At 65.2% G+C, this 25,025-nt stretch carries 23 protein-coding genes; 11 read left to right on the top strand and 12 right to left on the bottom strand.

Annotated elements, in window-relative coordinates; all coding sequences use genetic code 11:
- Window positions 1–25: 25 nt before the first annotated feature.
- Both gltB and GJ630_RS13485 read right to left on the bottom strand, forming a co-directional pair.
- Window positions 26–4,573, bottom strand: a complete 4,548-nt coding sequence (gene gltB, locus GJ630_RS13490) for a glutamate synthase large subunit (RefSeq protein ID WP_191450043.1) — start codon at window positions 4,571–4,573, stop codon at window positions 26–28.
- 154 nt (window positions 4,574–4,727) lie between these two features.
- Window positions 4,728–5,141 carry a CBS domain-containing protein gene (locus tag GJ630_RS13485; RefSeq protein ID WP_049942937.1) on the bottom strand — a complete coding sequence of 138 codons (414 nt, stop codon included), beginning with the start codon at window positions 5,139–5,141 and terminating at the stop codon, window positions 4,728–4,730.
- A gap of 489 nt (window positions 5,142–5,630) precedes the next feature.
- Between GJ630_RS13485 and GJ630_RS13480 the strand changes: the two genes are divergently transcribed.
- Entirely contained in the window at window positions 5,631–6,590 is a 960-nt protein-coding gene (locus GJ630_RS13480; RefSeq protein WP_014039834.1) for a patatin-like phospholipase family protein, read from the top strand.
- A gap of 12 nt (window positions 6,591–6,602) precedes the next feature.
- On the opposite strand, the gene proS is transcribed toward GJ630_RS13480, so the two are convergent.
- The 3 genes from proS to GJ630_RS13465 form a co-directional block, all read right to left on the bottom strand.
- A complete protein-coding gene (proS, locus tag GJ630_RS13475) occupies window positions 6,603–8,057 on the bottom strand; it encodes a proline--tRNA ligase (RefSeq protein WP_014039833.1) in 1,455 nt (484 codons plus the stop codon).
- 129 nt (window positions 8,058–8,186) lie between these two features.
- Window positions 8,187–8,966 carry an SAM hydroxide adenosyltransferase gene (locus GJ630_RS13470; RefSeq protein WP_191450042.1) on the bottom strand — a complete coding sequence of 260 codons (780 nt, stop codon included), beginning with the start codon at window positions 8,964–8,966 and terminating at the stop codon, window positions 8,187–8,189.
- Window positions 8,967–9,059: 93 nt separating this feature from the next.
- Window positions 9,060–9,782, bottom strand: a complete 723-nt coding sequence (locus GJ630_RS13465; protein ID WP_064288366.1) for a hypothetical protein — start codon at window positions 9,780–9,782, stop codon at window positions 9,060–9,062.
- An 81-nt stretch (window positions 9,783–9,863) separates the two neighbouring features.
- On the opposite strand from GJ630_RS13465, the gene GJ630_RS13460 reads away from it, so the two are divergent.
- The 3 genes from GJ630_RS13460 to GJ630_RS13450 all read left to right on the top strand — a co-directional run bounded on the left by GJ630_RS13460 (window position 9,864) and on the right by GJ630_RS13450 (window position 12,043).
- Window positions 9,864–10,199, top strand: coding sequence for a hypothetical protein (locus tag GJ630_RS13460; protein WP_050006893.1), 336 nt, complete (start codon window positions 9,864–9,866; stop codon window positions 10,197–10,199).
- On the top strand, window positions 10,196–10,699 hold the full coding sequence (locus GJ630_RS13455) for a helix-turn-helix domain-containing protein (protein WP_050037721.1): 504 nt from the start codon (window positions 10,196–10,198) through the stop codon (window positions 10,697–10,699). The genes GJ630_RS13460 and GJ630_RS13455 overlap by 4 nt, the downstream gene beginning before the upstream one ends.
- Before the next feature lie 78 nt (window positions 10,700–10,777).
- The gene (locus tag GJ630_RS13450; protein WP_191450041.1) at window positions 10,778–12,043 is read left to right on the top strand and encodes a Dyp-type peroxidase domain-containing protein; all 1,266 of its coding nucleotides are present in this window, start codon (window positions 10,778–10,780) and stop codon (window positions 12,041–12,043) included.
- Between the two features lie 13 nt (window positions 12,044–12,056).
- On the opposite strand, the gene GJ630_RS13445 is transcribed toward GJ630_RS13450, so the two are convergent.
- On the bottom strand, window positions 12,057–12,539 hold the full coding sequence (locus tag GJ630_RS13445; RefSeq protein WP_261384940.1) for a hypothetical protein: 483 nt from the start codon (window positions 12,537–12,539) through the stop codon (window positions 12,057–12,059).
- A gap of 110 nt (window positions 12,540–12,649) precedes the next feature.
- Here GJ630_RS13445 and GJ630_RS13440 point away from each other — a divergent pair, with 110 nt between their 5' ends.
- Window positions 12,650–13,708: a hypothetical protein gene (locus GJ630_RS13440; RefSeq protein WP_191450040.1), complete on the top strand. Its 1,059-nt coding sequence runs from the start codon at window positions 12,650–12,652 to the stop codon at window positions 13,706–13,708.
- A gap of 41 nt (window positions 13,709–13,749) precedes the next feature.
- Here GJ630_RS13440 and GJ630_RS13435 read toward each other — a convergent pair whose 3' ends face one another.
- The gene (locus GJ630_RS13435; RefSeq protein WP_014039825.1) at window positions 13,750–14,232 is read right to left on the bottom strand and encodes a hypothetical protein; all 483 of its coding nucleotides are present in this window, start codon (window positions 14,230–14,232) and stop codon (window positions 13,750–13,752) included.
- Between the two features lie 268 nt (window positions 14,233–14,500).
- Here GJ630_RS13435 and GJ630_RS13430 point away from each other — a divergent pair, with 268 nt between their 5' ends.
- The 3 genes from GJ630_RS13430 to GJ630_RS13425 all read left to right on the top strand — a co-directional run bounded on the left by GJ630_RS13430 (window position 14,501) and on the right by GJ630_RS13425 (window position 16,922).
- Window positions 14,501–16,417 (top strand): beta-CASP ribonuclease aCPSF1, encoded by a 1,917-nt coding sequence (locus tag GJ630_RS13430; RefSeq protein ID WP_191450039.1) that lies wholly within the window; start codon window positions 14,501–14,503, stop codon window positions 16,415–16,417.
- Between the two features lie 80 nt (window positions 16,418–16,497).
- Entirely contained in the window at window positions 16,498–16,653 is a 156-nt protein-coding gene (locus GJ630_RS19620; RefSeq protein ID WP_008310249.1) for a hypothetical protein, read from the top strand.
- A gap of 20 nt (window positions 16,654–16,673) precedes the next feature.
- A complete protein-coding gene (locus GJ630_RS13425) occupies window positions 16,674–16,922 on the top strand; it encodes a hypothetical protein (protein ID WP_191450038.1) in 249 nt (82 codons plus the stop codon).
- Between the two features lie 38 nt (window positions 16,923–16,960).
- Here GJ630_RS13425 and GJ630_RS13420 read toward each other — a convergent pair whose 3' ends face one another.
- From GJ630_RS13420 to GJ630_RS13400, 5 genes are all read right to left on the bottom strand, one after another.
- Window positions 16,961–17,515, bottom strand: coding sequence for a hypothetical protein (locus GJ630_RS13420; RefSeq protein ID WP_146417477.1), 555 nt, complete (start codon window positions 17,513–17,515; stop codon window positions 16,961–16,963).
- Window positions 17,512–18,837, bottom strand: coding sequence for a divalent metal cation transporter (locus tag GJ630_RS13415; protein WP_191450037.1), 1,326 nt, complete (start codon window positions 18,835–18,837; stop codon window positions 17,512–17,514). The genes GJ630_RS13420 and GJ630_RS13415 overlap by 4 nt, the downstream gene beginning before the upstream one ends.
- A 174-nt stretch (window positions 18,838–19,011) precedes the next feature.
- Window positions 19,012–19,716, bottom strand: coding sequence for a hypothetical protein (locus GJ630_RS13410; protein ID WP_371727585.1), 705 nt, complete (start codon window positions 19,714–19,716; stop codon window positions 19,012–19,014).
- A 60-nt stretch (window positions 19,717–19,776) separates the two neighbouring features.
- Complete coding sequence (gene pdhA, locus GJ630_RS13405; protein WP_191450036.1) at window positions 19,777–20,889, bottom strand: pyruvate dehydrogenase (acetyl-transferring) E1 component subunit alpha; 1,113 nt, start codon at window positions 20,887–20,889, stop codon at window positions 19,777–19,779.
- A 120-nt stretch (window positions 20,890–21,009) separates the two neighbouring features.
- A complete protein-coding gene (locus tag GJ630_RS13400; RefSeq protein WP_050006894.1) occupies window positions 21,010–21,666 on the bottom strand; it encodes a sugar phosphate isomerase/epimerase in 657 nt (218 codons plus the stop codon).
- A 94-nt stretch (window positions 21,667–21,760) separates the two neighbouring features.
- Between GJ630_RS13400 and GJ630_RS13395 the strand changes: the two genes are divergently transcribed.
- The 3 genes from GJ630_RS13395 to GJ630_RS13385 form a co-directional block, all read left to right on the top strand.
- Entirely contained in the window at window positions 21,761–22,150 is a 390-nt protein-coding gene (locus tag GJ630_RS13395) for a DUF5658 family protein (RefSeq protein WP_151146797.1), read from the top strand.
- 63 nt (window positions 22,151–22,213) lie between these two features.
- The gene (locus tag GJ630_RS13390) at window positions 22,214–23,338 is read left to right on the top strand and encodes a thiamine ABC transporter substrate binding subunit (RefSeq protein WP_191450035.1); all 1,125 of its coding nucleotides are present in this window, start codon (window positions 22,214–22,216) and stop codon (window positions 23,336–23,338) included.
- A gap of 12 nt (window positions 23,339–23,350) precedes the next feature.
- Window positions 23,351–25,025 (top strand): ABC transporter permease (locus GJ630_RS13385; RefSeq protein ID WP_371727575.1); only part of this gene is annotated, 1,675 nt, incomplete at its 3' end.

The raw sequence follows: 25,025 nt of genomic DNA, 5'->3' as shown, positions 1-25,025 counted from the left end.
TCCAAAACCGACGAATAACCGCGCGTCAGTCGTCTGTCGAGGCGGCGAAGTCGGCTTCGGCGGCTTCGGCACTCGGCGCGGCCTTGGCCGGCGGCTCGTTGCGCACGTCGTCGCGCTCGCGGTCGGCGATGACCTCGGCGTAGGCGTCGGGCATCACCTTCGTGAAGTTCTCCACTTCGGCGTCCCAGTCATCGAGCAGTTCCGCCGCGCGGTCGGAGTCGGTGTAGGCGGCGTGGTTCTCGACGAGTCGGGTAATCATCTGGCGGTCCTTGCCTTCGAGGGTATCGGACAGCGACACCATGCCGGTGTTTGCCTTCTCGGCGAACTCGCCGTCGGGGTCGTAGACGTAGGCGACGCCGCCGGACATCCCGGCCGCGAAGTTCTTGCCCGTCTCGCCCAGCACGACGATAGCGCCGCCGGTCATGTACTCACAGCCGTGGTCGCCGACGCCCTCGACGACGCCCTTGACCCCGGAGTTTCGGACGGCGAAGCGCTCGCCGGCCATGCCGTTGACGTAGGCCTCGCCCTGGGTCGCGCCGTACAGCGCGACGTTGCCGATGACGATGTTCTCCGCCGGGTCGAAGGGAGCGTTGTCCGGCGTGTTCAGGATGAGCTTCCCACCGGAGAGCCCCTTGCCGACGTAGTCGTTGGCCGTCCCGGTCAGTTCCATCGTCACGCCCTGTGCGAGGAACGCGCCGAAGGACTGGCCGGCCGTGCCGTCGAAGTCGACCCGGATAGTGTCGTCCGCGAGGCCGTCACTTGCGTGCTCGCGGGAGATGCGGTTCGAGAGCGTCGCCCCGACCGCACGGTCGACGTTGGTGATATCGGTGTCGATAGCGACCGGGTCGCCGCTGTAGATGGCGTCCTCGGCGGCGTCGATGAGGTCCCAGTCGAGTTGTTCGTCGACCTCGTGGGTCTGCTCGCGCTGCTTGTAGCGGCCGTCGTTGTCGGCCGGCTCAGCGATGACTCCCGAGAGGTCGAGCTTCTGGGCCTTGGGCTGGCTCACGTCGTCGCGCTGCTTGAGTACGCTCGGTCGGCCGATCATCTCGTCGATAGTCTCGAAGCCGAGTTCGGCCATGATCTCGCGCAGTTCCTGAGCCACGAACGTCATGTAGTTGATGACGTGCTGTGGCTCGCCGGGGAAGCGCTCGCGGAGGTTCTCGTTCTGCGTGGCGATGCCGACCGGGCAGGTGTTTTCGTGGCACTGCCGAGCCATCACACAGCCCGAGGTGACCATCGAGGCGGTCCCGAAGGTGTACCCCTCGGCACCGAGCAGGGCGGCGACGGCCACGTCACGGCCGGTCTTCATGCCGCCGTCGGTGGTCACCTTGATGCGCGAGCGCAGGCCGGTGGCCCGGAGCATCTGGTTGGCCTCCGAAACACCTAGCTCCCAGGGGAGCCCGGCGTTCTTGATGGAGGTCTTCGGTGACGCGCCGGTCCCGCCGTCGTGGCCCGAAATGTGGACCACGTCGGCGTTGGCCTTGGCGACGCCGGCCGCGATGGTCCCGATGCCGTCCTCGGAGACCAGCTTGACGTTGATGTCGGCCTCGGGGTTCGAGGCCTTGAGGTCGTGGATGAGCTGCTTGAGGTCCTCGATGGAGTAGATGTCGTGCAGCGGCGGCGGCGAGATGAGGCCGACGCCCGGCGTCGCGTACCGGACGTGGGCGATCATCTCGTTGACCTTCTTGCCGGGCAGGTGGCCGCCTTCGCCGGGCTTCGAACCTTGCGCCATCTTGATCTGGAGCTCGTCGGCCGACGCGAGGTAATCCGAGGTGACGCCGAAGCGGCCGGAGGCGACCTGCTTCGTGGTACACTCCTTCTCGGTGTCGAACCGCTCGGGCGGCTCGCCGCCCTCGCCGGTGTTGGCGTTGGCCCCAAGCCGGTTCATCGCGATGGCGTTGTTCTCGTGCATCTCGGGCGACAGCGACCCGAGTGACATCGCCGCCGTCTCGAAGCGCTCGACGATGTCCTCGACCGGCTCGACGTCCTCGATGGGGATGGACTCGCGGTCGGAGTCGAACTCAAGCAGGCCACGGAGCGTCTGGAGCTCCTCGTTCTGGTCGTTGACCAGCTCGGCGAACTCCTTGTACGTGTCGTAGTCACCCATGCGGACAGCCTGCTGGATCTTGCCGACCGTGTTGGGGTTCCACTGGTGGTGGATGCCGTTCGAGCGGAACTCGTACTCGCCCTGGCGGGGCATCTCCGGCTCTTCCTCGCTCCAAGCGATTTCGTGGCGCTGGGTGAGGTCGTCCTCGATCTCCTCGATGCCGATACCCTCCGTCCGGCAGGTCGTCCCCTCGAAGTACTCGGCGATGAAGTCCGAGGAGAGGCCGACGGCCTCGAAGATCTGAGCGCCCTGGTAGGACTCCACGGTGGAGATACCCATCTTGGCCATCGTCTTCAGAAGGCCGTCCTCGACGGCGGTGATGTAGGCGTCGATAGCGTCGGCGAGGTCCGCGCCGTCCGGTCCAGCGACCAGATCCTCGATGGTCTGGTAAGCCAGGTAGGGGTTGACCGCGCCAGCGCCGTAGCCGATGAGCGTCGCGAAGTGATGCACCGCACGCGGGTCGCCGGACTCGACGACGAGCCCGACGTGGTTGCGGAGGCCGTTGCGGACGAGGTGGTGGTGGACGCCACCGACGGCCAGCAGGCTCGGAATCGGCACGCGGTCCTCGCTGGCCGAACGGTCCGAGAGCACGAGGATGTCGTGCTCTTTGGCAGCGGCGTCGGCTTCGGCCCGCACGTCTTCGACGGCCTGCCGAAGGTCACCGCCCTTCTCGTAGGTGATGTCGAGGACTTTCGTTGACATGTCGTTCGCGTCCAGGTCCTTGATCGACGCCGTCTCCTCGTCGGTGAGGATCGGCGAGTCGAGGACGAGTTGGCGGGCGTGATCTTGGCTCTCGTCGAGCATGTTGCGCTGGAACCCGAGCCGGGATTCCAGCGAGGTGACGAGTTCCTCGCGGATGTAGTCGAGCGGCGGGTTCGTCACCTGGGCGAACAGCTGCTTGAAGTAGGTGAACAGCGGACGGTTGAACTGCGAGAGGACCGACAGCGGCGTGTCGTCGCCCATGGAGCCGACGGGGTCTTTCCCTTTCTCGGCCATCGGCTCGATGAGGTGGTCGACCTCGTCGTACGTGTAGCCGTACATGGCCTGGTGGCTTCGGAGGGCATCCGCGGGGTCCCGGGGCGCGTTGTCCCCGCGGTCGGCGACCTCGTCGAGGGCGACCTGTTCCTCGGCGACCCACTCGCCGTACTTGTCGTCCGTGATGTCGTCGAACACTTCGGCGTCGGGGATGACACGCCCCTCTTCGGGGTCGGCGAGGAAACACTGTCCGGGCTGGAGCCGGCCGCGTTCCCGAATCTCGCTCGCGTCGTGTTCCAGCGCGCCGGCTTCCGAGGACATCACGAGCGTGTTGTCCTCCAGCACGTCGTAGCGACACGGGCGCAGCCCGTTCCGGTCCAGCACGGCACCGATGCGGTCGCCGTCGGTGGCCGCGACGAGCGCCGGGCCGTCCCAGGGTTCGACCAGCGAGGCGTGGTAGTCATAGAAATCACGCCGGTCACCGGTCACGTCGTTCATCTCGCCGCGCCAGGCCTCCGGGATGAGCATCCGGAGCGCGTGGGGGAGGTCGCGGCCGCCCTGCAGCAGGAGTTCGAGCGCGTTGTCGACGCTCGCGGTGTCCGACTGCTCGGGGTCGTCGATAATCGGCTTGATTTTCTCTAAGTCGCCCTCGAACTCGTCGCTCTGGATGTCAGTCTCCCGAGCGCGCATCCAGTTGATGTTCCCCTGAATCGTGTTGAACTCGCCGTTGTGGATGACACGGCGGTAGGGGTGGGCAAGGTGCCACGCGCCCAGCGTGTTCGTCGAGAAGCGGGCGTGGACCATCGCGAACGTGGACTGCAGCCGCTCGTCTTCGAGGTCAGGGTAGTAGTCTTCGAGCTGTTCGGCCTTGAGCAGGCCTTTGTACACCACTACGTCGGTCGCGAGCGAGACAACATAGAAGCGCTCGTGACCCGGTGGTTTCGCTTCCTTGACGGTGTTTTCGAGCGACCGGCGGCCGATATACAGTTGATTCTCGAAGGCGTCGCCGGTCTTGCCCGTCGCGGAAGTGACGAAAAACTGGACGATGTCTGGCTCAGATTCGAGCGCCGTCGCGCCGAGGTCGCTGTTGTCAGTCGGGACGTCGCGCCAGTCGAGGACGTCCAGGCCCTCTGCGGCGAGTTCCGTCTCGACGAGGTCCTTCAGACTCCCGGCGACCTCGTCGTCTTTCGGGAGAAAGAGCGTGCCAACGGCGTATTCGCCGGCAGGCGGCAGGTCGGCGTCGACTTCGGCAGCGAAAAACTCGTGGGGGATCTGGAGCATGATGCCCGCTCCGTCGCCCGTATCTTGCTCGGCTCCTGTCGTCCCTCGATGTTCGAGGTTGTCGAGGAGTTCGAGTCCGTCCGATACAACCCAGTGGTCGCTCTGGCCGTCGAGGTCCATGACGACCCCGACGCCACAGTTCGACCGTTCGTCCGTGGGATCTGCAAGCCCGGCGTCGCCTGCAGAGAGACCTGTCTGTCGCTCAACCATGTGTTTCACGACTGGGGATGCCACTATAAGAGGGTAATCCTAATGGTATTAGTGTTGTTTAACCCCACATTAGGGAGTATATATTTATAACGATTGTTGGGACTGTATCATGGTTTATAAACGGTCGTCCGCAGGCTGGCGGTTCACACGCTGTTCAGCCGAGCACAGGAGCGGATGACTGCTCGATACCCGAAACGTAGGCCGTCATATCAGTCGTCGTCAACATTCCGACGACTCCTTCCGTCTCATCGACGACAGGGAGGTGGTGGACACTGTGGTCCAGCATCAGGCTTGCGGCCGCCTCGATGGGGTCGTTTGCCGTTACTGTAACCGGCTCCGTCGTCATGAAGTCAGACACGTCTAGCGCCGTCGTATCGCCACCTTCTGCGGCGATTTCGACGAAATCCGTGGAGGTGAGAATCCCCAACAACGCTCCGTCAGCGTCGACGACAACAACAGAGCTGATGTTCTCGTCGAGCATCCGCTTGGCGACCGCTTTCGCGTTCGCGTCAGCAGCAACAGTGGTGACAGGCGATGACATAATTCGTCCGACAAACACGTCGTCCATGACAGCCGATAACATAGGGCGAGGTATAACCGTGTTGGTTCCGGATATTTACCGATTGCAGCGATGCAGAGAAATATATAAGGTCTTAATATTCCGCGCTCGCGCCGACGAATGCACCACCCAACCAGTCGCTCGCTGTCTCCCCGACGCCGCATCCCGACTGGTCGATCACGTCGGGGCTGTCGGCCCACCGCTGATGACCCAGAATGGGCGATACATCCACGGTTCCCACGACGGTATCTGTTCGCCGTTTGGCGTTTGTATGACTGTAGTCTGACGGCGATTTATATACATAGAGACAGCAGTGGTCATCGGGGGCACGGAGGAAAATGTCACACGCTCCCCGACCCCATCCTTCCTTCATACTGCCGGCTGTGTTAGTGAAGATGCCCGCTACCCAGAGGTGGCAAGACACTTCACCGGCTCACAGCCGGCAGTATCGGTGGGCCGGCAACTATCTATGCAAGCCCCTCGTATATGAATTAAACCATGTCTGGTCATGGACCCAGCGTCGCCATCGCCTGTCAGGGCGGCGGCAGCCACAGTGCGTTTACCGCCGGTGTGCTGCAACGACTCCTACCAACTGTCGACAACGAGTACAATCTCGTGGGGTTGAGTGGTACTTCCGGTGGCGCGCTCTGTGCGGTCACGGCCTGGTACGGACTGCTCAGTGATGGCCCCGACGACGCCGAGAAGCTGCTGGGAGACGTCTGGTGTGACGTCGCCGCCACGACACCGCCCTCGGTCCTGCTGAACGAGTCGCTCGTCTGGCGCAAGCGACTACAGAATCTCATGGTCCCTGCGGCCGACATCTCGCCCTACGCGACGCCAGGAGCGGTCGGCCACGACTGGTTCCTATCGCTGCTCGACCGCCACATCGAGTTCGACGAGTTCGACAGTCTCGCCGACGAGGTACCACCGCATGTGACCGTCGGCACGGTCAACGTCAACAGCGGCGTGTTCGAGACGTTCACCGACGATGCCATCACAGCAAGGACGGTGCTGGCCTCGGCCGCGTTCCCGCTGCTGTACAAAGCCGTCGAACTGAACGGTCACTGGCACTGGGACGGCCTGTTCTCACAGAACCCACCGATCCGGGAGTTCCTGACCAGCGACCGACCGAAACCGGACGAGATCTGGGTCATCCAGATCGAGCCACAGACCCGCGACGACCGACCGACATCGCTTGCGGAGATCACCGACCGCCGGCAGGAACTATCGGGGAATCTCTCGCTGAATCAGGAGCTGTTCTTCGTCCGGAAGGTCAACGAATGGGTCGAAAAGGGGTATCTCCCGGACGATTTCAAACACATCGAGATACGGCGACTGGGACTCGATGAAAAGCTGACAGCAGCTTCGAAGCGCGACCGCGACCCTCGGTTCATCGAGGACCTCATGGAAACGGGCCGGGCCGAAGCCGGCGCGTTTCTGGACCGGATACCAGAGTAAGCACCCGCCTTCTCAGTAGCTCTTCGCGAAGTACGCCGTCTCCTCGGCGTCCTCACCGCAGATGGCGCAGTCGTCGTGGATCGGCTCCTCGTCGCGGTCGAGGGGAACCATCACGATTTCGGCCGCGATAGCGTCTTTGATCGGTTCCTCACAGTCCGCGTCGCCACACCAGCCACACTTCACGTAGCCGCCGTGCTGGCCGATAGTGCCCAGAATCTCCTCACGGGACTCAGCCTCGCGGATTTCGCCCTCCAGCGTCTCCTCGGCGTCGGCGTACAGCTTGGCGTGGACAGTGTCGAGGTGGTCGGTAACGGTGTCAGCGATGCTCTCGCGGTCGACGGTCGCGTTCTCACCGTCGGGCCGGTGGACCAGCGTGGCTTCCCCGTCCTCGACCTCGTGGGGACCGATTTCGATTCGGAGAGGAACGCCGTGTAGTTCGTGCTCGTTGTACTTGAAGCCGGGATTGCGGTGCTCGCGGTCGTCGAGTTCGACGCGGACGCCGGCCTCGTCCAGTTCGGCAGCGAGGTCGGCGGCGTAGTCGATGACTTCGTCCTTGTTGTCCTCCTGCCAGATGGGGACGACGACGACCTGATCGGGTGCGAGCGCGGGCGGGAGCACGAGCCCCTGGTCGTCGGAGTGGGTCATGATGAGCGCGCCCATCGCGCGCCAGGACAGCCCCCACGAGGTCGTGTGGGCGGTGTTCTCCTCCTCGTCGGCGTCGGCGTATGTGATGTCGAACGCCTCGCCGAAGGAGGTCCCCAGATAGTGAGAGGTGGCGGCCTGAACGGTCTTGCCGTCGGGCATCAGCGTCTCGATGGTCGTCGTGGTGTGTGCCCCGGGGAACTTGTCGTGCTCGGGCTTGCGGCCCTTCAGCGGCGGCATCGCCATGACCTCCTCGTAGAGGCGAGCGTACTGGTCTAGACGAGTCATCGTCTCCTCCCACGCGCCGTCCTCGTCGGCGTGGGCAGTGTGGCCCTCCTGCCAGAGGAACTCCTTAGTGCGGAAGAACGGCTTCGTCTCGGTGGCCTCCCACCGGACAACGGAACACCACTGGTTCAACCGCAAAGGGAGGTCCCGGTGCGAGCGGGTCCACTGGGCCATGAACGGCGCGATGATGGACTCGCTGGTGGGCCGAACCGCGAGGCGCTCTTCGAGTTCATCGTGGCCGCCGTGGGTCACCCACGCGACCTCGGGGTCGAACCCCTCGACGACGTCTTTCTCCTTCTCCAGATAGCTCTCGGGAATAAACAGCGGGAAGTAGGCGTTCTGGACGCCGGTGTCCTTGAACCAGCCGTCGAGGTTGTTCTGGATACGCTCCCAGATGGCGTAGCCGCGTGGTCGCGTGACGATGAACCCGCCCATGGGGGCGTAGTCCGCGAGGCCGGCCTTCTGGACGACCTCGGCGTACCACTCGCCGGGTGAATGCTCCTTGCTCTCGGTAATGCCGAGTTCCTGCTCGCCACTCATTAGGTGTGTCGTGGCCCACGGAGCTAATAAACTCCCCGAAGGGTGGTGAGCCGCTGGCACGCCGACCGGACCAGTTCGATGCCCCGCTTCGCGCCGCGCGGACCATCGTAGCGGAGGTCGATCTCCGCTCTATTCCACCCGTATAGAGAGACTATCTCCGGGCTCCGGGGTCCCGAAGGCCGATGCCGCGGACCCGCCGCGCAAGAACAGTTCCTGATAGGGGTCACTCCCACCAGCCGACCCTGGGACGATAGCGAGGACTCCCTCCGGAACGTTCGATACAGCATCCCTGACAACGACCTCACGGGACTCACCGTTGAGTTCGACAGCGACAGTGTCACCCCCTGGTTCGAACACCGAGGTCCGAATCGAGGTCTTGACGTTCCCGTACCCGTCGACGTGACAGACCACGGAGTCGGGCGGGGCAGGCACGTCCGCAAGCGACCGCTCCGCGCCCAGCGACGAGCGGTCCCCGTTGGCTATCTCGGCGACGCGACGCGGGAACACGTCCCGCGAGCGGAACTGGCCGGTGTCGGCCGGCAGTTCGATCTCGCGGAAGGTCGTCGCGCGGCCGGCGATAAACGAGAGGTTGTAGCCGGCGTCGACGGCGACGACGGGGACGCCGTTGTCCAGTTCGAGATAGCACAGGGGCCCGCCGGTGTCGGCCCGCTCCGGCGTCGATTCCGTGGTTCGTGGCGCGGTGTTCGAGTAAATCAGCAGGTCGTCGAACGAGGGATTGTGAGCGCCCAGCTGTGCGATCCAGAACCCCGTGGCGACCGTCGAGAACGGCTGCACCTCGGTCGACTGGACGGTAATCGTCGGGTCTGCGGCAGTGAGACGGTGGACGACCTCCGAGAATGCCGGATCGGCCGGGCCGTAGTCCGCGATGAGATGGACGAACGTGCTCATGAAAGGCTCCGGTCGCTACCACGTCGGTGAACCTGTATAATCTTGTGCCTTGGTAACAGAGCCAGCGCTGTCAAACGCACCCCGCGCCGACACTCAGGCACCGATTGTCGTCAGCGAGGCGATAGAGTCAGCGACACGGCGTTCCATTCCCGTCCCGGTGAATCCCGGCGCGGGGTCGACAGCCTGCGCGTAGAACCCTTCCTTGCTCTCGACGAACTCGACACAGAGTGCCCGCGCGCCAAAGCGGTCCAGCAACTCCCGGACGCGGGCCGCGAGCGTCACCTCGACAGTCTCCTCGCTGATGACGTGGTCCAGCCCGGACACTTCCGACCGGACCTGAATCGCCCGCAGATGGGTTTCGCGGCCGTCGTTGACGGCGAAGTACTTGTACTCCACCGGCTCCTCCCGAACCCGGGCCTGGTAGAAATCGCCCTCGTCACTGTTCGCCGGCATCCCGTCCCAGGCGTAGCGAGTCCGGGCGATGTAGTCGTGATCCGGCTTTTCGAACCAGACGGTCGGGACCTGACAGCCGACCTGCTCCAGCCCGTGGAGGGCGACGAGTCGGCAGGCCAGCGCCGTCGTCGGCAGGAACCCGTTCCACGTCTCGACGCCGACCCTGTCGGCGTAGCGAAGGGCGCTGAATGACTCGGGCCGGAGCGTCGTGTTGACGAGTGCGGCCAGGTCGTCGATATCGGCTCTGGCCACCGGGTTTCCGGGGCGGAGAAACTGGACGTCGAACCCCCGGGCGGAGAGCCGCTCTGCGACGGCACCGAACACCGGGTGTTCAGGCTCGCAGATGAAGCCGATGCAGTCCATACCGCCACGTCTCAGCGGTCCGATAAAAAAGTCGCGCAAAACCGAACGACTGAGGCACCGTGGTTCCGAAGTAAACGCCTGATGAAACCGCTCAGTATTGGGGGCCATCTCGGTGCCGGGAGCTGGGACATCGCCGCCGTCGTCGTCCTCTCCGCTGTGGCCGGGGCGGTCCTGTGTGGGCTTGCCCTGGTCGCGTACCGCCAGCGCGGGACGCGTGCGTATCTGTTGATTGTGCTCGCACTCGCCGCGCTGTTTGCCCGCCCACTCATCGCGCTGCTGTCCGGATTCGAACTGGTCTCAGGACCGACCCACCATTTCCTCGAACACGCGCTCGATACCCTCTTTGTCGTCCTCGTCCTCGGTGCAGTGTACTACGCCCGGACAGTCGAGAAACGCCTCGACGAGGAGGGGCTATGAGCGACACCAGAGCGCGGATTTACCGGCACATCGAGTCCAATCCGGGAGTTCACTTCCGGGAGCTAACCCGGGCGCTGGACCTCGCAACGGGACAGGTACAGTACCATCTGGGCCGACTCGACCGCATCACCAGCGAGTCGATCAACGGGCGCACGCACTACTACACGGCGTCGTTCGACCCCTGGGAGCGCCACGCCATCGCCTTCCTCCGTCGCGAAACGGCGAGAGACGTTCTTGTCACGCTCGTAGAGCGCGAAGCCGCTCGCCCCGGCGAAGTGGCCGACCACCTCGACATCGCTCGGAGCACGCTCGAACACCACCTCAGCGGCCTGGTCGAACACGATATCGTCGAAAAGCGTCGGGACGGTGGACGGGTGACGCTGGCGCTCTGTCGGCGTGACCAGACGGTCGAGCTGCTCGCGACGGTGGACCCCACGGCCCCCGACCGCCTGTCGGACCGCTTCACCCGGTTACTCGACCGACTCTTCGAGAGCAGCTAGTTCGACTATCCGCGGACAGTGGCTGATTTCGAGTCCCGTACCACAACCCAATTGCACGGGCAGTCCATAGGGTGGGTGATGACTGAACGCGGAATTTCCCGACGCGAGTTCGCCAAGAGCGCCGTCGCCATCGGCGGCACCGCGGCGCTGGCCGCCTGTCTCGACCGCGGGTCGGGGACGGTACCCAAGGGAACCGACGACCCCTCGTCTCTCCCGGCGCGTCAGCACGCCTGGGACGCGTCGCTGGCGACCGACGACGCCGGGAACCACCGACTGTCGCGCCACCACGTCCTCCTGCTGCTGGATTACACCGGCGACGGAACGCCGACGGATGCCGACCGCGAGCAGGTCGATACGGCGCTCCGCGACCTCGAACAGGCCTACGAGTGGAGCAACGAGGGGCTACTGTTCACGCTCGGGTACAGTCCGGCCTACTTCGACCGCTTTGAGGCCGACGTAGCCGGTGTCGACCTGCCCGAACCAATGGCGCTTGCCCCCTTCGAGGACCCAGAACTCGACACACCAGACGCACTGCTACACCTCGCGAGCGATGACGAGCGGGCCGTTATCGCCGCCGAGGAAGCGCTGAAAGGCAACCGAGACACGGTGAACGACCACGAGATGAGCGCTACCTTCGAGGGTGTCCTGCGCGAGGCGGAGCGCCGGACGGGATTCGTCGGCGCCGGTCTGCCCGCCGAGAACCAGGACGTCGACGGGGTTCCGGACTCCGACCCGGTCCCCGAAGAGGCCCCGCTGTTCATGGGGTTCAAGTCCGGGTTCAAGGAAAACCAGGCCTCCGAGGACCGCGTAACGGTCGATTCGGGACCGTTCGCCGGTGGCGCGACCCAGCACCTCTCGAAGATCCGACTGCAACTCCAGCAGTGGTACGAACAGGACTCCCGGGACCAGCGCGTCTCGAAGATGTTCTGTCCGGCCCACGCCGACGAGGACAGGGTCGAAGGCGTCGGCGAGAACCTCGGCACTGACAACGGTGCCGGCGAGTGTCCCGAGGACGTGGTCGAAAGCGGGCGACAGAAGGGCGTCGTCGGTCATGCACAGAAGATGTCCCGCGTCAGGGACGACGGAACACCGACCATCCTCCGCCGGGACTTCAGTTCGACCGACGGCGGCGAAGCGGGGCTGCACTTCCTCTCGCTACAACGCTCTATCGCCGACTTCGTCGCGACAAAACAGGCGATGAACGGCACCGATGTCGCGAACGACTCCGCTGTCGGGCAGCGAGTGAACAACGGTATCCTCCAGTACATGACAGTCACGCGACGCGGGAACTACCTGCTCCCCCCGCGCTCGTTGCGGGCGCTCCCACCGGCCGACCCAGCCTGACGGGTCGATGTCGTCAGGAGACCGCGTCACGGTTCTCGACTGTCTCACGAGCCAGGGCGTCGGCGCTGACGCTGTACCGATACGACTGGGTAAAGTAGTCGGATATCGGACCGTCCGTCGCTGTCGAGCCGGCCGGCGGGTCGGTCGTCGACGACCCTGTACAGGTGATGACGACGTCGTACCCCCACGACCGCTCGGTGACGTTGTCGATGCGGCAGTCGAGGGTCATCTCGGTGTGTTCGCCCTGCCACAGACCGTTGTAGACGCTCCGGTACTGGTACTCGTAGACGAACTCACGGGCGGAGGACTCGTTCAGCGTCGCGGGCTGGTCGGGCGGGTCCTTTGGACCGTCATGGAACTCGACAGTCCCTGTCGGGGATGCAACGGTTGTCGCTGCCTCCGACGGGGGCGCTGACTCCGGCGACGGTCCACCGAAACATCCCGCGGCCAAGACGACGAAGCTGAGGACCGCAGTGCGGGCGATTCTGGAGGACACGGCCGGGATTGCACCGACCGATAGCAAATGTCTTGTGCCGTTTCGGTCTCGCCACGACATTCGGCTATCGTACCAGAACGGTCTTTCAGACGAGGACCCAAAGGCGGTCCATGAATCGCCGAGAGTTCCTCGCCAGTGCCGGCCTCGCCGGCACGACGGTCCTGGCGGGGTGTGGTTCGCTGAGTTCCCAGTCGACACGCGCTCCCCCGCTGGTCGAGAACCGCCCCGACGCCACGTACCGCCCCACCCACGCCGAGGGAATGGGGATGGCCGGGATGGCACAGGCAGGCGAGTACATGGTCGGGCTGAGCTACTCCTTTCCCCACCGCTTCTGGACGGTCACCGGGACGACGGCCGAGAAGGTCGACATCCGGAGCGAGGACAGCGTCCACCTGATGGCGACCATCTGGGACCCCGAGACGGAGATGGTCCTGCCGGTGTCTGCCGGCCTCTCGATCACCATCGAACGCGACGGCGAGACGGTCGCCGACAAGTCCCCGTGGCCGATGATCTCCCAGAACATGGGCTTTCACTACGGCGACAACTACGCGCTCGACGGCGACGGTGTCTACCAGCTTTCCGTCCGCGTCAACGGGATGGGGGAACGCCGACTGGGGGGCTTCGACGGTCGGTTCGGCGAGGCCGGCGAGGCAACGGTCGAGTTCGACTTCGCACAGTCCACCCGCGACCAGCTCTCCTTCGAGGAGTTCCCGGACTCGCAGGGCGAGCGCGGGGCGGTCGACCTGATGAACATGGACATGGTACCGACATCGCAGGTCCCAGAAGTGTCGGCCCTGCCCGGAACGGTCCTCGGGACGAACAAAGGGAGCGACGGCGTGTACGCCGTGACGTGGGTACAGGACGCCGCGTTCCTCTCCGATGGCGAGTCGTATCTCGCCGTCTCGGCTCGGACGCCGTACAACCGCGTTCCCCTCCCGATGATGTCCCTCGACGGGAGTGTTGAGGCCGACGGCGAAACGGTGTTCGACGACGCGCTGACAGCTGGGGTCCACCCCGAACTCGGGTATCATTACGGCGCAGTCGTCGAGACGGCGACCCAGGAGCCGTCTGTCGGTGTCGACGTCGTCGCCCCGCCACAGGTGTCCCGCCACGAGGGGTACGAGACGGCGTTCCTGACGACACCCTCGTTCTCGTTTTCGGGAGGCTGACCGCCTCGACCAGTCGTTCGGTTGCGAGAGCGGACCACGGCTCACTCCACGGCGAACGGACTCTCCGTCTGTTGCCACGGCCAGCCCGGGACCCGCGTCTGAACCCCGGCCGCGAGTGCGGCGTCGAGGTCGTCAGCACCCGCGGCCGCTGTGTCGTCCCCGTGCGTCCGAACATCTGCGACGTGGAAGGTGGCCTCCGCGAGCAGCCGGAGCGGTTGCTCGCCGGCAATCATCGCTGCCAGCTCACGGCCCAGCAGTTCGTCGACGACGAAGCCCGGGTAATCGCCTGTAACGTCCAATTCTCGAAGCAGATGAACCAGCGCGGCGACGTTGACCGCACGGTCGCCGTCGGCGAACACCTCGTCGATGGCGGCCGTGTAGGCGTCGTCTGTGAGCGGCTCGACGTCGACGTCGAACTGGGACCCGAGATGGGCTCGCGTTTCGTTCACCAGCGGGACGACGTCGCTACGACGGTCCTGTACCCATTCGTACTCGTCGCGGACTGTGTCCGGTGTCAGTCGCATGGCGGCGTCTCACACGGTGTGCGTTTACTCCTTTGGGCAACAGCGCGTCGACCACGGTCCGGCCCCCTACCCTCCGTATTGCGAAGGCTTTTATAACACGAGGGGAATACTGAGAAATAGAGGACGGTTTTCCGGACATCTCTCCACGTCCGGAGGCAACTCACCGATAACTGATGACTTTATTAGAGAGCGTACATCCCGCGGCACCAGGTCGGCCCGCGCCAGCCGTGGACGGCCCCGCTACCGGGATGACACCCCGTTTTGAGCTATGAGCACTGTAGACAAGCAACTCGAAGACGTGAAGGCAACGATCGACGAGGAAGTCCCGCGCCGTATCTCCGTCTCGGATGTCACGTACGAGGGACCGGAACTCGTCATATACACGCGGGACCCGAAGGAGTTCGCCGCGAACAGCGACCTCGTTCGCCGGCTCGCGTCGAAACTCCGCAAGCGAATCACGGTCCGCCCGGACCCGGACGTACTGGCCCCGCCAGCCGAGGCTGAGGAGGCGATTCGGGAACTCATCCCCGAGGAGGCCGGCGTCATGGACCTGAATTTCCACACCGACACCGGCGAAGTCGTCGTCCAGGCCCAGAAGCCCGGCGTCGTCATTGGCCGGCGCGGCTCGACCCTGCGTGACATCACGCAAGAGGTCGGCTGGACGCCCGAAGTCGTTCGAACGCCCCCCATCGAGTCCTCGACGGTCGAGAACGTCCGGAACTTCCTCAAACAGGAGCGCGAGGACCGCCGGGACATCCTCGAACGCGTCGGCCGGCAGATCCACCGCGAGCCGATGTCCGACGACGAGTACGTCCGCATCACGACGCTGGGCTGCTGCCGAGAGGTCGGCCGCGCCGCCTTTATCCTCTCGACGCCGGACACGCGAATCCTCATCGACTGCGGTAACAAGCCCGGTGCCAACGGCGAGCAGCCGTATCTGGACATTCCGGAGGCGTTCGGGGCCGGGACCAACGGCATCGACGCCGTCGTCCTGACCCACGCGCATCTGGACCACTCCGCGCTGGTCCCGCTGCTGTTCGAGTACGGCTACGACGGCCCAATCTACTGCACCGAGCCGACGCGGGACCTGATGGGCCTGCTGACGCTGGATTATCTGGACACTGCCGCGGACGACGGTCGGACCCCGCCGTACGACTCCGAGATGGTCCGCGAAGCCATCAAACACACCATCCCGCTGGAGTACGGCGACGTGACCGACATCGCGCCCGACATCAAACTGACGCTGCACAACGCCGGCCACATTCTGGGCTCGTCGGTGTGTCACTTCCACGTCGGCGACGGCCTGTACAACGTCGCCTTCTCCGGCGACATCCACTACGACGACACGCGCCTGTTCGACGGCGCGGTCAACGACTTCCCGCGGGTGGAAACGCTCGTGCTGGAGTCGACCTACGGCGGCCGCAACGACTACCAGACCGATCAGGAAGACTCAGAGCGAAAGCTCAAACAGATCATCCAGAACGCCTACGACCGCGACGGGAAAGTGCTCATTCCGACCTTCGCCGTCGGGCGGTCACAGGAACTCATGCTCGTCCTCGAAGAGGCGATGCGGAACGGCGACATCCCCGAGATGCCGGTCCACCTCGACGGGATGATCTGGGAGGCGACGGCCGTTCACACGACCTACCCCGAGTATCTCCGCGACGGTCTGCAGGACCGTCTCTTCGACGAAGACCAGAACCCGTTCCTGGCCGATCAGTTCAACCACATCGACGGCGGGGACGAGGAACGACAGGAGATCGCCGATGGCGATTCCGCTATCATCCTCTCTACTTCGGGGATGCTCACCGGCGGGCCGATCATGTCCTGGCTCGAACAGCTCGGCCCCGACCCGGATTCGACGCTTACCTTCGTCGACTATCAGGCGCAGGGAACGCTTGGTAATCGTATCCAGCGCGGCGTAGACGAGGCGCCCGTCGGCGGCAACGGGCGCAGCGAGACGGTCCCGCTGGAGATGACCGTCGAGACGGTCGACGGCTTCTCCGGCCACGCCGACCGACAGGGACTGGAAAACTTCGTGAAGACGATGAACCCCCGACCCGAGAAGATCCTCTGTGTCCACGGCGACGAATCCGCGACACAGGACCTCTCCTCGTCGCTGTACCACGACCAGAACATCCGGACCTTCGCGCCGGAGAACCTCGAAACGTTCCGCTTCCGCTGATCCAGTCGCCGTTCCCGGTTCGTTCTCACTCCCCGATAGCCGGACGAACCTCTATACGGCAGGCGGGTGAACTACCGCGTATGGACATCATCCAGTATCTCGACGAACTCGAACCGGTCGGGATGGTACTCATCGGGCTCGTACTGTTCATCATCCCTGAGCCGGCCACCTCCACGCTGGGTATCGGCCTGATGGTGCTCGGCGGCGCGTGGTGGTTCTACGAGTGGAACCGGTGAGATAACTCACAGCAGTCCCGATGAATCACGACCGCATTCACGCGCAGGAACCGTCACACCACCGCGACAGATGGACCGTCGGTACAATCACCGAGATAGCGGAGCGAGACGGCCACTGTGTCGTCACCGTCGAAAACAAGTCCGGTGCGCCGACTGAACTCGTCGTCACCATGGCCATTCGCGACCTGTTCGTCAGTCGGCTCGACATCGGCGACGACGAAGATCCGGTCGGCGAGCGCGTCTGGTTCCGGAAACGCGGCGGGTCGTAGCCAGCCGCTGACGCGTCCGGTCACCGTTCGACGGGACGCTACGACAGATCGACGATCCGGTCGGCCCAGCGCCGGAGCCTATCGAGCGCGTCCCGTTCGGCCCGGGACACCGGATTATCGACGCCCAGTTCGTCGCTGTCGAAGGCATTGAGGACAGCCACGTCCGCCCGGTCGCAGTATCCAGTGAGCCGGCTGACCGCAGCGGCGTCGTGCTGGAACGGAATCGTCGCGTCGTTGACGAACACCGCGCGGGGATTCTCCGGGAGCGCGTCAATCTGTCGCTCGGCACGGCGGGCGTTTTCCCGGGCGAGTGCGACCGCCTGCTCGGCCGTCTCGCTCTCGGCGCGGGGCGCACTGGCGTCGATCCGGCCGACCCAGACCGACTCCGGGACGCTGATAAATCGATCAAGACGGCCGCCTAATACAGTCCCGTCCAGTTCGATTTCGGGCGCGAAATCGAGGACGACAACGCCCTCGGTGCCCTCGCGGTCGAGCCATGCCTCTATGGCGGCAGCGGTCGTCCGCGTCTTGCCGGCGTTGGAGGGACCGGTGACGAGCGTCGACCCAGAGAGTGGGAATCCAACGCCGGTCACGCGAGGAGTTCCTCCCGGAGGAACTTCCCGCCGAGGCCGGCCATGGCGAGGCCGAGGACGATGGCAAACGCCAGCACGAACCCGGAGAGCGGGCCGACGCCGCCGCCGAGCTGTTCGACGACGAAGTTCCCGGCGAGCCCGCCCGAAACTGCGATGAGCGCCAGCCCGCCGGCGTTCGCCGCCAGCGAGTTCGACTCCGGGACCGCGTCGGAGTTCAGGAGGTAGAGGACAAGGGCAATGACGAACGGGGTGCCGACGGTGCCGAGCGCAAGCACGAGGACGAGCTGGCCGAGCACGTTCCCGCCGATGAACGCGCCCGGGGCAGAGAGCAGCGCGACGGCGACGAGTAGCCCGCGGTAGCGGCTGTCCTCGATAGTGGTGCCCCAGCCGAGCTTGTCGGCGAGCAGGAACGGCGGGACGATGGTGTTTCCGCCGAGCGTCGACACGGCCGCGCCCCAGAGGCCGAGCAGGAACAGCCAGCGAGCGCTGTCGCCGACCAATGGACCGAGGGCCTCCGCAGCGCCGACCGTCGTGAGGTCGCCGGAAGTGAGCACGCTCGCCGTCACCAGGAAGATGGCGAGGCTGTAGATGCCAAACGCCACCAGCATAGACGCCCCCACGTCGACCGTCGCGAGGTCGTAGTCCTCGCGGGTCCAGCCCCGCGCTCGCATCGTGTAGGAGTGCATCGTGATGAGCGTGATGTGGACCGCGCCGCCGAGGATGCCGGCCGCGACCAGCGCGCTCCCGGACGGGACGGACGGAATCAGTCCGGTCACCGCCGCGCCGGCGTCGATGGGGACGACGAACAGGCTGGCGACGAACGCGACGACGACCAGCAGGACGAGGACTTTCGCGCCCAGTTCGAGGAACCGGTAGCCCCCGCCCGCCAGTCCCACCGCCAGGAGGAGCGCCCAGGCGACGCCCCAGACGCGCGCGTCGATACCGGTCACCGTCGCCGACACCGTGGCGACAGTCTTCATGATTACCAGTTGTGCCACGCCGGCGGCAAGCACCGCGTCGCCGACAAGCAGCCACGCCCACGTTTCACCGAGGTGGGCCTCGACGACGCCGACGATGCCCCGCTCGGTCAGCAGACCCAGCCGCATCGCGAGATACTGCGCCAGCGCTCCCGCACCCGCAGAGAGGACGACGACCCACAGGAGACTGTAGCCGAACGCACCGCCCGCGGTGACGAGGCTGGCGATCGTGGCCGGGCCGGCGGCGATCGCACCCGCGATCCAGGACGGCCCCATCGCTTCGACGTAGTCACCGACTGTGCCCCTGCTGACGGCCGAACTGTCGACGGTTTCTGTCGGACTCATACCTCCGGCTTGGGTGAGGCCCCCTCAAAACCCTGCCGACATATCGTTCGGTGGTATTCTACGGTAATTCGGCCGCAGTACAGCGGTTCCGCGGAAATACCGGTAAGTGCCGAATCGACACACTGACCGCTCACCGAACAGCGTGCTACCGCGGTGGACAGGGTCCGAGCCGACTCAGAGCTGGACGGTCCCGAGGTCCGATTCAAGTTCGTCGACGTGGTCGTTGTAGGCGTCGACGAAATCCGCGAACTGGGGGGCGTACTCCCGGATGTCGGCGGCCGACGGCGGTTCGTACTGCGAGAGGAGATAGAGCCCGTTGCTCCCGCCGACCCGGAGATACGACGCCCCGTCGGTGTCCCATTTCAGCTCCCAGCGCGTACCCTGGATTCGGCTGGTGAAGGTCCCGTAGTCGCCACCCTCGTAGCGCTGGAGTTCCCGTGCGATCTGGTCACAGATCTCCCGGATGCGGCCGAGGACGCGGTCGCGCTCTGCGACGACGCCGTCAGTGGTGGCGATGTCGGGGAACTCCGTCGACACGTCGTCGAGCACCCCGTCCAGCGACGCGACGTAGTCGTTGAACCCCTCGACGAAGGCGTCGTAGTCGGCGAGTGCGGCGGCCAGCGGCTCCGGCTCGGGTGGCTGTTTGGTCGAGATGACGTACGTGTCCGAGCCGCGCGACGGCGAGAACCGCAGATACTCCAGATCGCCGCCCTCGTACTTGACGGTCCACTCGCCGCGGTCGGTCTCGATGTCCGCCTGCCCGTAGTCGCCGCCTTCCAGCCGGGCGAGCTGGTAGGCGACCTGTCCGGCGTGGTCCCGGACCGCCGCGACCAGTTCGTCACGCTGCTGTGCAACGGCCGTTGCGTCGGCAGGGTCCACCGGTGGCCACTCTGTCACAGTAGACGGAAGCGACGGGACGGCAATAACAGGCTCGGTCGGCTACTCTGACTCCAGCAAGGCGTCGTCGCCGTGGCGTTCGCGGAGCGCCTCGAAGTACTCCTGCTGCTCGTCGATGTTCTGCGTGGACTCGGCGTACACGTCGGTAAAGAGATCCGTCGGTTCAGCGGCGTGAGCCTCCGCGTTGTCGATAATCTCGCCGAGTTGCTCGTCGATGGTGTCGTCCATCACGTCGATCTTCTCGTCGTCCAGCAGATTGCAGTTCCTGAGGAACTGCTCCATGCGGTCCAGCGGGTCGCGTTCGCGCCACTGCTCGACCTCCGCGTCGTCCCGGTACACGTCCGGGTCGTCGGCGGTCGTATGTGCGCCGAAGCGGTACTGGACGGCTTCGATGAAAACGGGTCCCCGCTCCTGTCCGTCGGCTCCCACGGCCCGCTCCCGTGCGGCCTCGGTGACGGTGTAGGTCGCCAGCGGGTCCATCCCGTCGACCTGCACGCCGTCGAAGCCGTAGGCGTCGGCCTTCTGCGCCAGCGTCTGGCTGGCGGTCTGGTGCTCCCGCGGGACGGAGATAGCCCACTGGTTGTTGTTACAGAAGAACACCGTTGGTGTCTCGAACACGCCGGCGAAGTTCATCGCCTCGTGGAAGTCCCCTTCGCTGGTGGCCCCGTCGCCGAAGTGGACGATACCGGCGCGCTCGTCGCCCTTTCGCTTTGCCGCCCACGACCACCCGACGGCGTGGGGCAGGTGTGCACCGATGGAGATGTTCAGCGGGAACACGTTCACGTCGCCGAGAGCGGCGTTGCCCGCTTCGTGGCCCATCCAGTAGAGGACGTACTCCCAGGGGAGCCCGCGGGCGACGAGCGCACCGTGTTCCCGGTACTGATAGAAGATTGTGTCCTCGTCGGCCAGCGCATACGTCGACCCGACCTGAGACCCTTCCTGACCCGCCAGCGAGGAGTAGGTGCCGAGCCGACCCTGCCGCTGGAGACTTATCATCCGCTCGTCGAACTGCCGCGCAAAGCGCATATCGCGGTACATCGAAACCAGTTTCTCGTCAGAGAGGTCTGGGATGAGGTCCGGGTCGACGATCTCGCCATCGGCGTCCAGCGCCTGCGCCTGGTCGTCGTACGCCCTATCGAGCACGTCGGTTGCCATGTCGTATCACCACACTCGGTGCGGACTGGCAAAAAGGTGTGTCTGAGCCCTGATTCACTGACGGAACAAGGATTCGTCAGTCTCAATGACCTTTTCCCAGACCACGGCCGCCATCGCCGCTTAGTTGAGCCACTCCAGCACGCGCTGGCGGGCGTCGGCTTGGTCGTCGGGCATGACTTCAAGCACGACGTCGCCGTCGAACTCCGAAGCCAAAATTTCGGCTGTTCGTTCGAGGGGTATTTCCCCGTCGCCGAAGGGGAGGCCGTCGTTCAACAGCGTTCCGTCGGTGAAGTGGACGACCTGAATCTGGTCGCCGTAGCTTTTCAAGAGGTCCGAGAGTGACTCCAGATACGCTGGCTCGGACATGAACAGGTGGGCCGTATCGAGCACCAGATCGTGGCTGCGGTCGAGCAGTAGATTCGCCAGCGAGAACTGGCTCGCGCCAGGGTTGTTCTCGTAGCCGCAGGGGGCGGCAAAGTCGTAGCTGTCCAGCAGGGCGGTGTGCGTGTGCTGGGCGTACTGGCTGTGGACAACGAGATAAGCGTCGAGTCGCTCGGCAAGCGCGTCGCTCCGGCGGAACGGTTCCGGATCGTCCGGGCGGGCGTGAAGCGTGTGGACCGACGCCGCCGAGACGGGTGACTGTTTGACCATCGCCGCTGTAGCCCCGACATCGTCGAGGTCCGACGGCCGGAGGTGGAGTTCCACGCTGTCGAAGCCCCGGTCGGCCGCGGCGTCGAGCTTGGCTGTGGTCGGCGGGCACTTGCCGACGATATTCATTGGAGGGAGATTCCACGACGGCGAAAATAAAACAGTCCCTTCGTCGACACGACTAGCCCGAGTATTCATGCTGTTTCCGTCCAATATGTCGGTGATGCCCGGCAAAGCGAACCCGGAGACGGACGAGAGTGCGGTGACACTCTGGTGGGAACACCACCTGTCGCACACACATGCAGTACTCTGGACCGTCATCCTCGTCGCAACAGTCGGGGACATCCTCCTGACGATGACTGGGCTCACGGTCGGACTGCAAGAGGGGAACGTCGTCGTCAGCACGATGCTCGCGGAGTTCGGGCTGGCGGGCCTCTGGCTGGTGAAGTTCGGGGCGATGCTGTGGCTGGTCGCCGGGTGGCGACTGCTCTCCGAACACAACGCGACGGTGTTTCTCGCCCTGTTCGCCGTGGTGACGCTCGCGGTCGTTGCTTACAACGCCGTCACCATCCTGCAGTACCGCGGGGTGATAACGGCTGTTGCGGTGTTTTGAGGGGTGACGCGTTAGGATTCGGGAACACCGGCGTTAAGTACCACTGGGTGTGACCACGGAGTAATGAATAGACGTTCCTTCCTGACAGCGGCCGGTGTGACAGTGTCCGTCTCGTTTGCCGGCTGTGCCGGGCTGGGCGGTAGCGACGAGTCGAGCACCGAGGCATCGAGTACGGACGAGTCGACTGCGACCGGAACGAGTACCGGCGACGCCGGCGATGTAGAGGAAACGCTCGTCGTCGGAACCTACAGCGCCTTCGTCGACTCGCCGTCGACGAGTCCGGGCGCGTGGGTGAAACAGCGCTTCGAGGAGGAGTTCGACGCCCGCCTGATCTGGCAGACGCCGAGCAACGAGGTCAACCACTACATCGAACGCCGGAACGCCGGCGTCGACATCGAGGCCGACATGTACCTCGGGCTGAACACGGACCACCTCGTCCGGGTCGACGAGAACCTCGACGACGGGCTGTTCGCCGGGGTCGGCGACGTGGCCGGCCAGGACGACATCAAACCGGGGCTGCAGTTCGACCCCGACGGCCGGGCGATACCCTACGACACCGGCTACATCAGCCTGGTGTTCGACGGCACGGAGACCACAGCACCGGAGACCTTCGACGGCCTGCTTGCGGAGGAACACGCCGGCGACCTCATCACGCAGAATCCGTCCAGTTCGGCTACCGGCCGGGCGTTCCTGCTGCACACGGTCAAGCAGTTCGGCCCGGACGGCTATCTGGACTACTGGAGCGACCTGCAAGAGAACGACGTTCGGGTACTCGGTTCGTGGAGTGACGCTTACAGCGCCTGGTCGGGCGGCGAAGCCCCGATGGTGGTCTCCTACTCCACCGACCAAGTGTTCGCCGACCAGAACGACGCGAACATGGAGGAACACCAGATCCGCTTCCTGAACGACCAGGGCTACGCCAACCCGGAGGGGATGGCAGTGTTCGAGGGGGCGGACACGCCCGACCTCGCCCGGGAGTTCATGGGCTTCCTGCTGCGCCCGGAAATCCAGGGCGAAATCGCCGTCCGGAACGTCCAGTTCCCGGCGACTGAATCCGCCGACCTCCCCGAGGACTACGCCGAACTGGCTCAGGAGCCCCCGGAGCCGGTCACGTTCGGCTACGACGAACTCAAGGGCTCCGTCTCGGGCTGGATCTCCGACTGGGAACGGCAGTTCGCCTCGAACTAACGACGACGGACTGTGGCCCGAGATTTCGACGGCGGCGCGGATGGTGCCGACAGCGAAAAGATGACAGAGACAGCGAGTAGTCCATCCAGCAAGCGAGGCCGAACCGTCCGCAACACTATCGAGCGTCGGGCAATCGTCGGGCTCGCGGTCGCCACTATCGCGCTGTTGCTCGGCATCTTCTACTACCCGGTGGCGACGGTGTTCATCGACAGCGTCCTCGTCGACGGCCGCTGGACGGGCCGGGTGTTCGTCTCGATACTGCGGGATCCGTTCTACCTCGGAGAGCCGGCGCGGTTGCTCGCCGGCGAACCAGTGGGGGCCGTCATCGAGAGCGTCCTGTCGTCGGACCGGCGGCTGGGCGTCATCGGCTTCACGGCGTATCAGGCGGCCCTCTCGACCGTCACCAGCGTCGCTCTCGGCCTGCCAGCGGCGTACCTGCTGGCCCGGTTTGAGTTCCCGGGACGGCGGACGCTCCGGTCGCTGACGATTCTCCCGTTCGTTCTCCCGTCAATAATGGTCGGCGTCGGTTTCGTCGCCACGTTCGGCCGGAACGGGACGCTCAACGCCGTGCTCGGCGCGCTCGGTCTGGGACAGGTCAATCTCCTGTTCACGCTGGAGGCCGTCGTCATCGCTCACGCGTTCTACAACGCCCCGCTCGTGGCACGGGTGACCACCGCCGCCTGGGAGTCCGTCGACGCCAGTGCGGTCGAGACGGCCCGGAGCCTCGGCGCGAGCCCCGTCCGAGCGTTCCGCGACGTGGTCGCCCCGCAGCTGTACCCGTCGGTGCTGATGGGGGCGGCGCTGACCTTCGTGTTCACCTTCAGCACGTTCCCCATCGTCCTCGCGCTGGGCGGGTTCCAGCTGGCGACCGTCGAGGTGTTCGTCTACCGGCTCATCCGAGACCTGGAGTACGCCGAGGCGGCCGCCCTCGCGCTGATTGAACTCGGCATCTCGCTGGGGCTGCTGTACGCGTACCTCCGGTACGAGGCCAAGCATACTGTCCGGTCGCGGGGGATTCGACCGCTTCCGCGGCGGCCGCTGACACCGCCGTCGTTCTCGGTCCGGGAACTGCTCCCCCGGCTGGGGCTCGCCGTCTACGCCGTCGTCGCGCTGGCGGTGTTCGTCGCGCCGATAGCGAGCATGGTGCTCGCCAGCCTCAGCGGCCCGGAGGGGCTGACGCTGGCGAACTATCAGTTCCTCATCGACCGCCAGACGACCGGCGCATCGTTCCAGGTCCAGCCGTGGGATGCGGTCAGGAACTCACTGCTGTTCGGGGTCGCCTCGCTGGCCGTTGCCCTGCCGATGGGCGTCGTCGTGGCCGTCCTCACGACCCGGGACTACCGCGGTCGGAAGCTCGTCGACGCCGTGGCGATGGCCCCGCTGGCCGTGTCTGGCATCGTCGTCGGCCTCGGCCTGCTCCGAGGCCTCGTCTTCGGCGTCGAAGTCGGCGACACTCGTCTCGCCGTCGGCGGCGGCCTCGCCATCGTCGCCGCCCATGCCGTCGCCGGCTACCCGTTCGTCGTCCGGACGGTCGCGCCCGGACTCGAGGGAGTCGACCACACGCTGGTCGAATCCGCCCGCGCGCTCGGCGCGCCGCGTGCCAGAGCGCTGCTGGACATCGAACTGCCGCTCGTGTGGCCAGCGGTCATCGCTGGGGCCGCCTTTGCGTTCGCTATCTCTATCGGGG

This window comes from Haloarcula sp. CBA1122 (assembly GCF_009741785.1).
GTDB lineage: Archaea > Halobacteriota > Halobacteria > Halobacteriales > Haloarculaceae > Haloarcula > Haloarcula hispanica.
Note: the sequence above shows the minus strand (reverse complement) of the source record. Positions and strands in the feature narration are given on the sequence as shown.

What these genes read in the sequence shown, in the direction of transcription:
- gltB (WP_191450043.1), bottom strand. Translation starts at nt 4,573, where the DNA reads ATGGTTGAGCGACAGACAGGTCTCTCTGCAGGCGACGCCGGGCTTGCA.
- GJ630_RS13485 (WP_049942937.1), bottom strand. Translation starts at nt 5,141, where the DNA reads ATGGACGACGTGTTTGTCGGACGAATTATGTCATCGCCTGTCACCACT.
- GJ630_RS13480 (WP_014039834.1), top strand. Translation starts at nt 5,631, where the DNA reads ATGTCTGGTCATGGACCCAGCGTCGCCATCGCCTGTCAGGGCGGCGGC.
- proS (WP_014039833.1), bottom strand. Translation starts at nt 8,057, where the DNA reads ATGAGTGGCGAGCAGGAACTCGGCATTACCGAGAGCAAGGAGCATTCA.
- GJ630_RS13470 (WP_191450042.1), bottom strand. Translation starts at nt 8,966, where the DNA reads ATGAGCACGTTCGTCCATCTCATCGCGGACTACGGCCCGGCCGATCCG.
- GJ630_RS13465 (WP_064288366.1), bottom strand. Translation starts at nt 9,782, where the DNA reads ATGGACTGCATCGGCTTCATCTGCGAGCCTGAACACCCGGTGTTCGGT.
- GJ630_RS13460 (WP_050006893.1), top strand. Translation starts at nt 9,864, where the DNA reads ATGAAACCGCTCAGTATTGGGGGCCATCTCGGTGCCGGGAGCTGGGAC.
- GJ630_RS13455 (WP_050037721.1), top strand. Translation starts at nt 10,196, where the DNA reads ATGAGCGACACCAGAGCGCGGATTTACCGGCACATCGAGTCCAATCCG.
- GJ630_RS13450 (WP_191450041.1), top strand. Translation starts at nt 10,778, where the DNA reads ATGACTGAACGCGGAATTTCCCGACGCGAGTTCGCCAAGAGCGCCGTC.
- GJ630_RS13440 (WP_191450040.1), top strand. Translation starts at nt 12,650, where the DNA reads ATGAATCGCCGAGAGTTCCTCGCCAGTGCCGGCCTCGCCGGCACGACG.
- GJ630_RS13435 (WP_014039825.1), bottom strand. Translation starts at nt 14,232, where the DNA reads ATGCGACTGACACCGGACACAGTCCGCGACGAGTACGAATGGGTACAG.
- GJ630_RS13430 (WP_191450039.1), top strand. Translation starts at nt 14,501, where the DNA reads ATGAGCACTGTAGACAAGCAACTCGAAGACGTGAAGGCAACGATCGAC.
- GJ630_RS19620 (WP_008310249.1), top strand. Translation starts at nt 16,498, where the DNA reads ATGGACATCATCCAGTATCTCGACGAACTCGAACCGGTCGGGATGGTA.
- GJ630_RS13425 (WP_191450038.1), top strand. Translation starts at nt 16,674, where the DNA reads ATGAATCACGACCGCATTCACGCGCAGGAACCGTCACACCACCGCGAC.
- GJ630_RS13415 (WP_191450037.1), bottom strand. Translation starts at nt 18,837, where the DNA reads ATGAGTCCGACAGAAACCGTCGACAGTTCGGCCGTCAGCAGGGGCACA.
- pdhA (WP_191450036.1), bottom strand. Translation starts at nt 20,889, where the DNA reads ATGGCAACCGACGTGCTCGATAGGGCGTACGACGACCAGGCGCAGGCG.
- GJ630_RS13400 (WP_050006894.1), bottom strand. Translation starts at nt 21,666, where the DNA reads ATGAATATCGTCGGCAAGTGCCCGCCGACCACAGCCAAGCTCGACGCC.
- GJ630_RS13395 (WP_151146797.1), top strand. Translation starts at nt 21,761, where the DNA reads ATGCCCGGCAAAGCGAACCCGGAGACGGACGAGAGTGCGGTGACACTC.
- GJ630_RS13390 (WP_191450035.1), top strand. Translation starts at nt 22,214, where the DNA reads ATGAATAGACGTTCCTTCCTGACAGCGGCCGGTGTGACAGTGTCCGTC.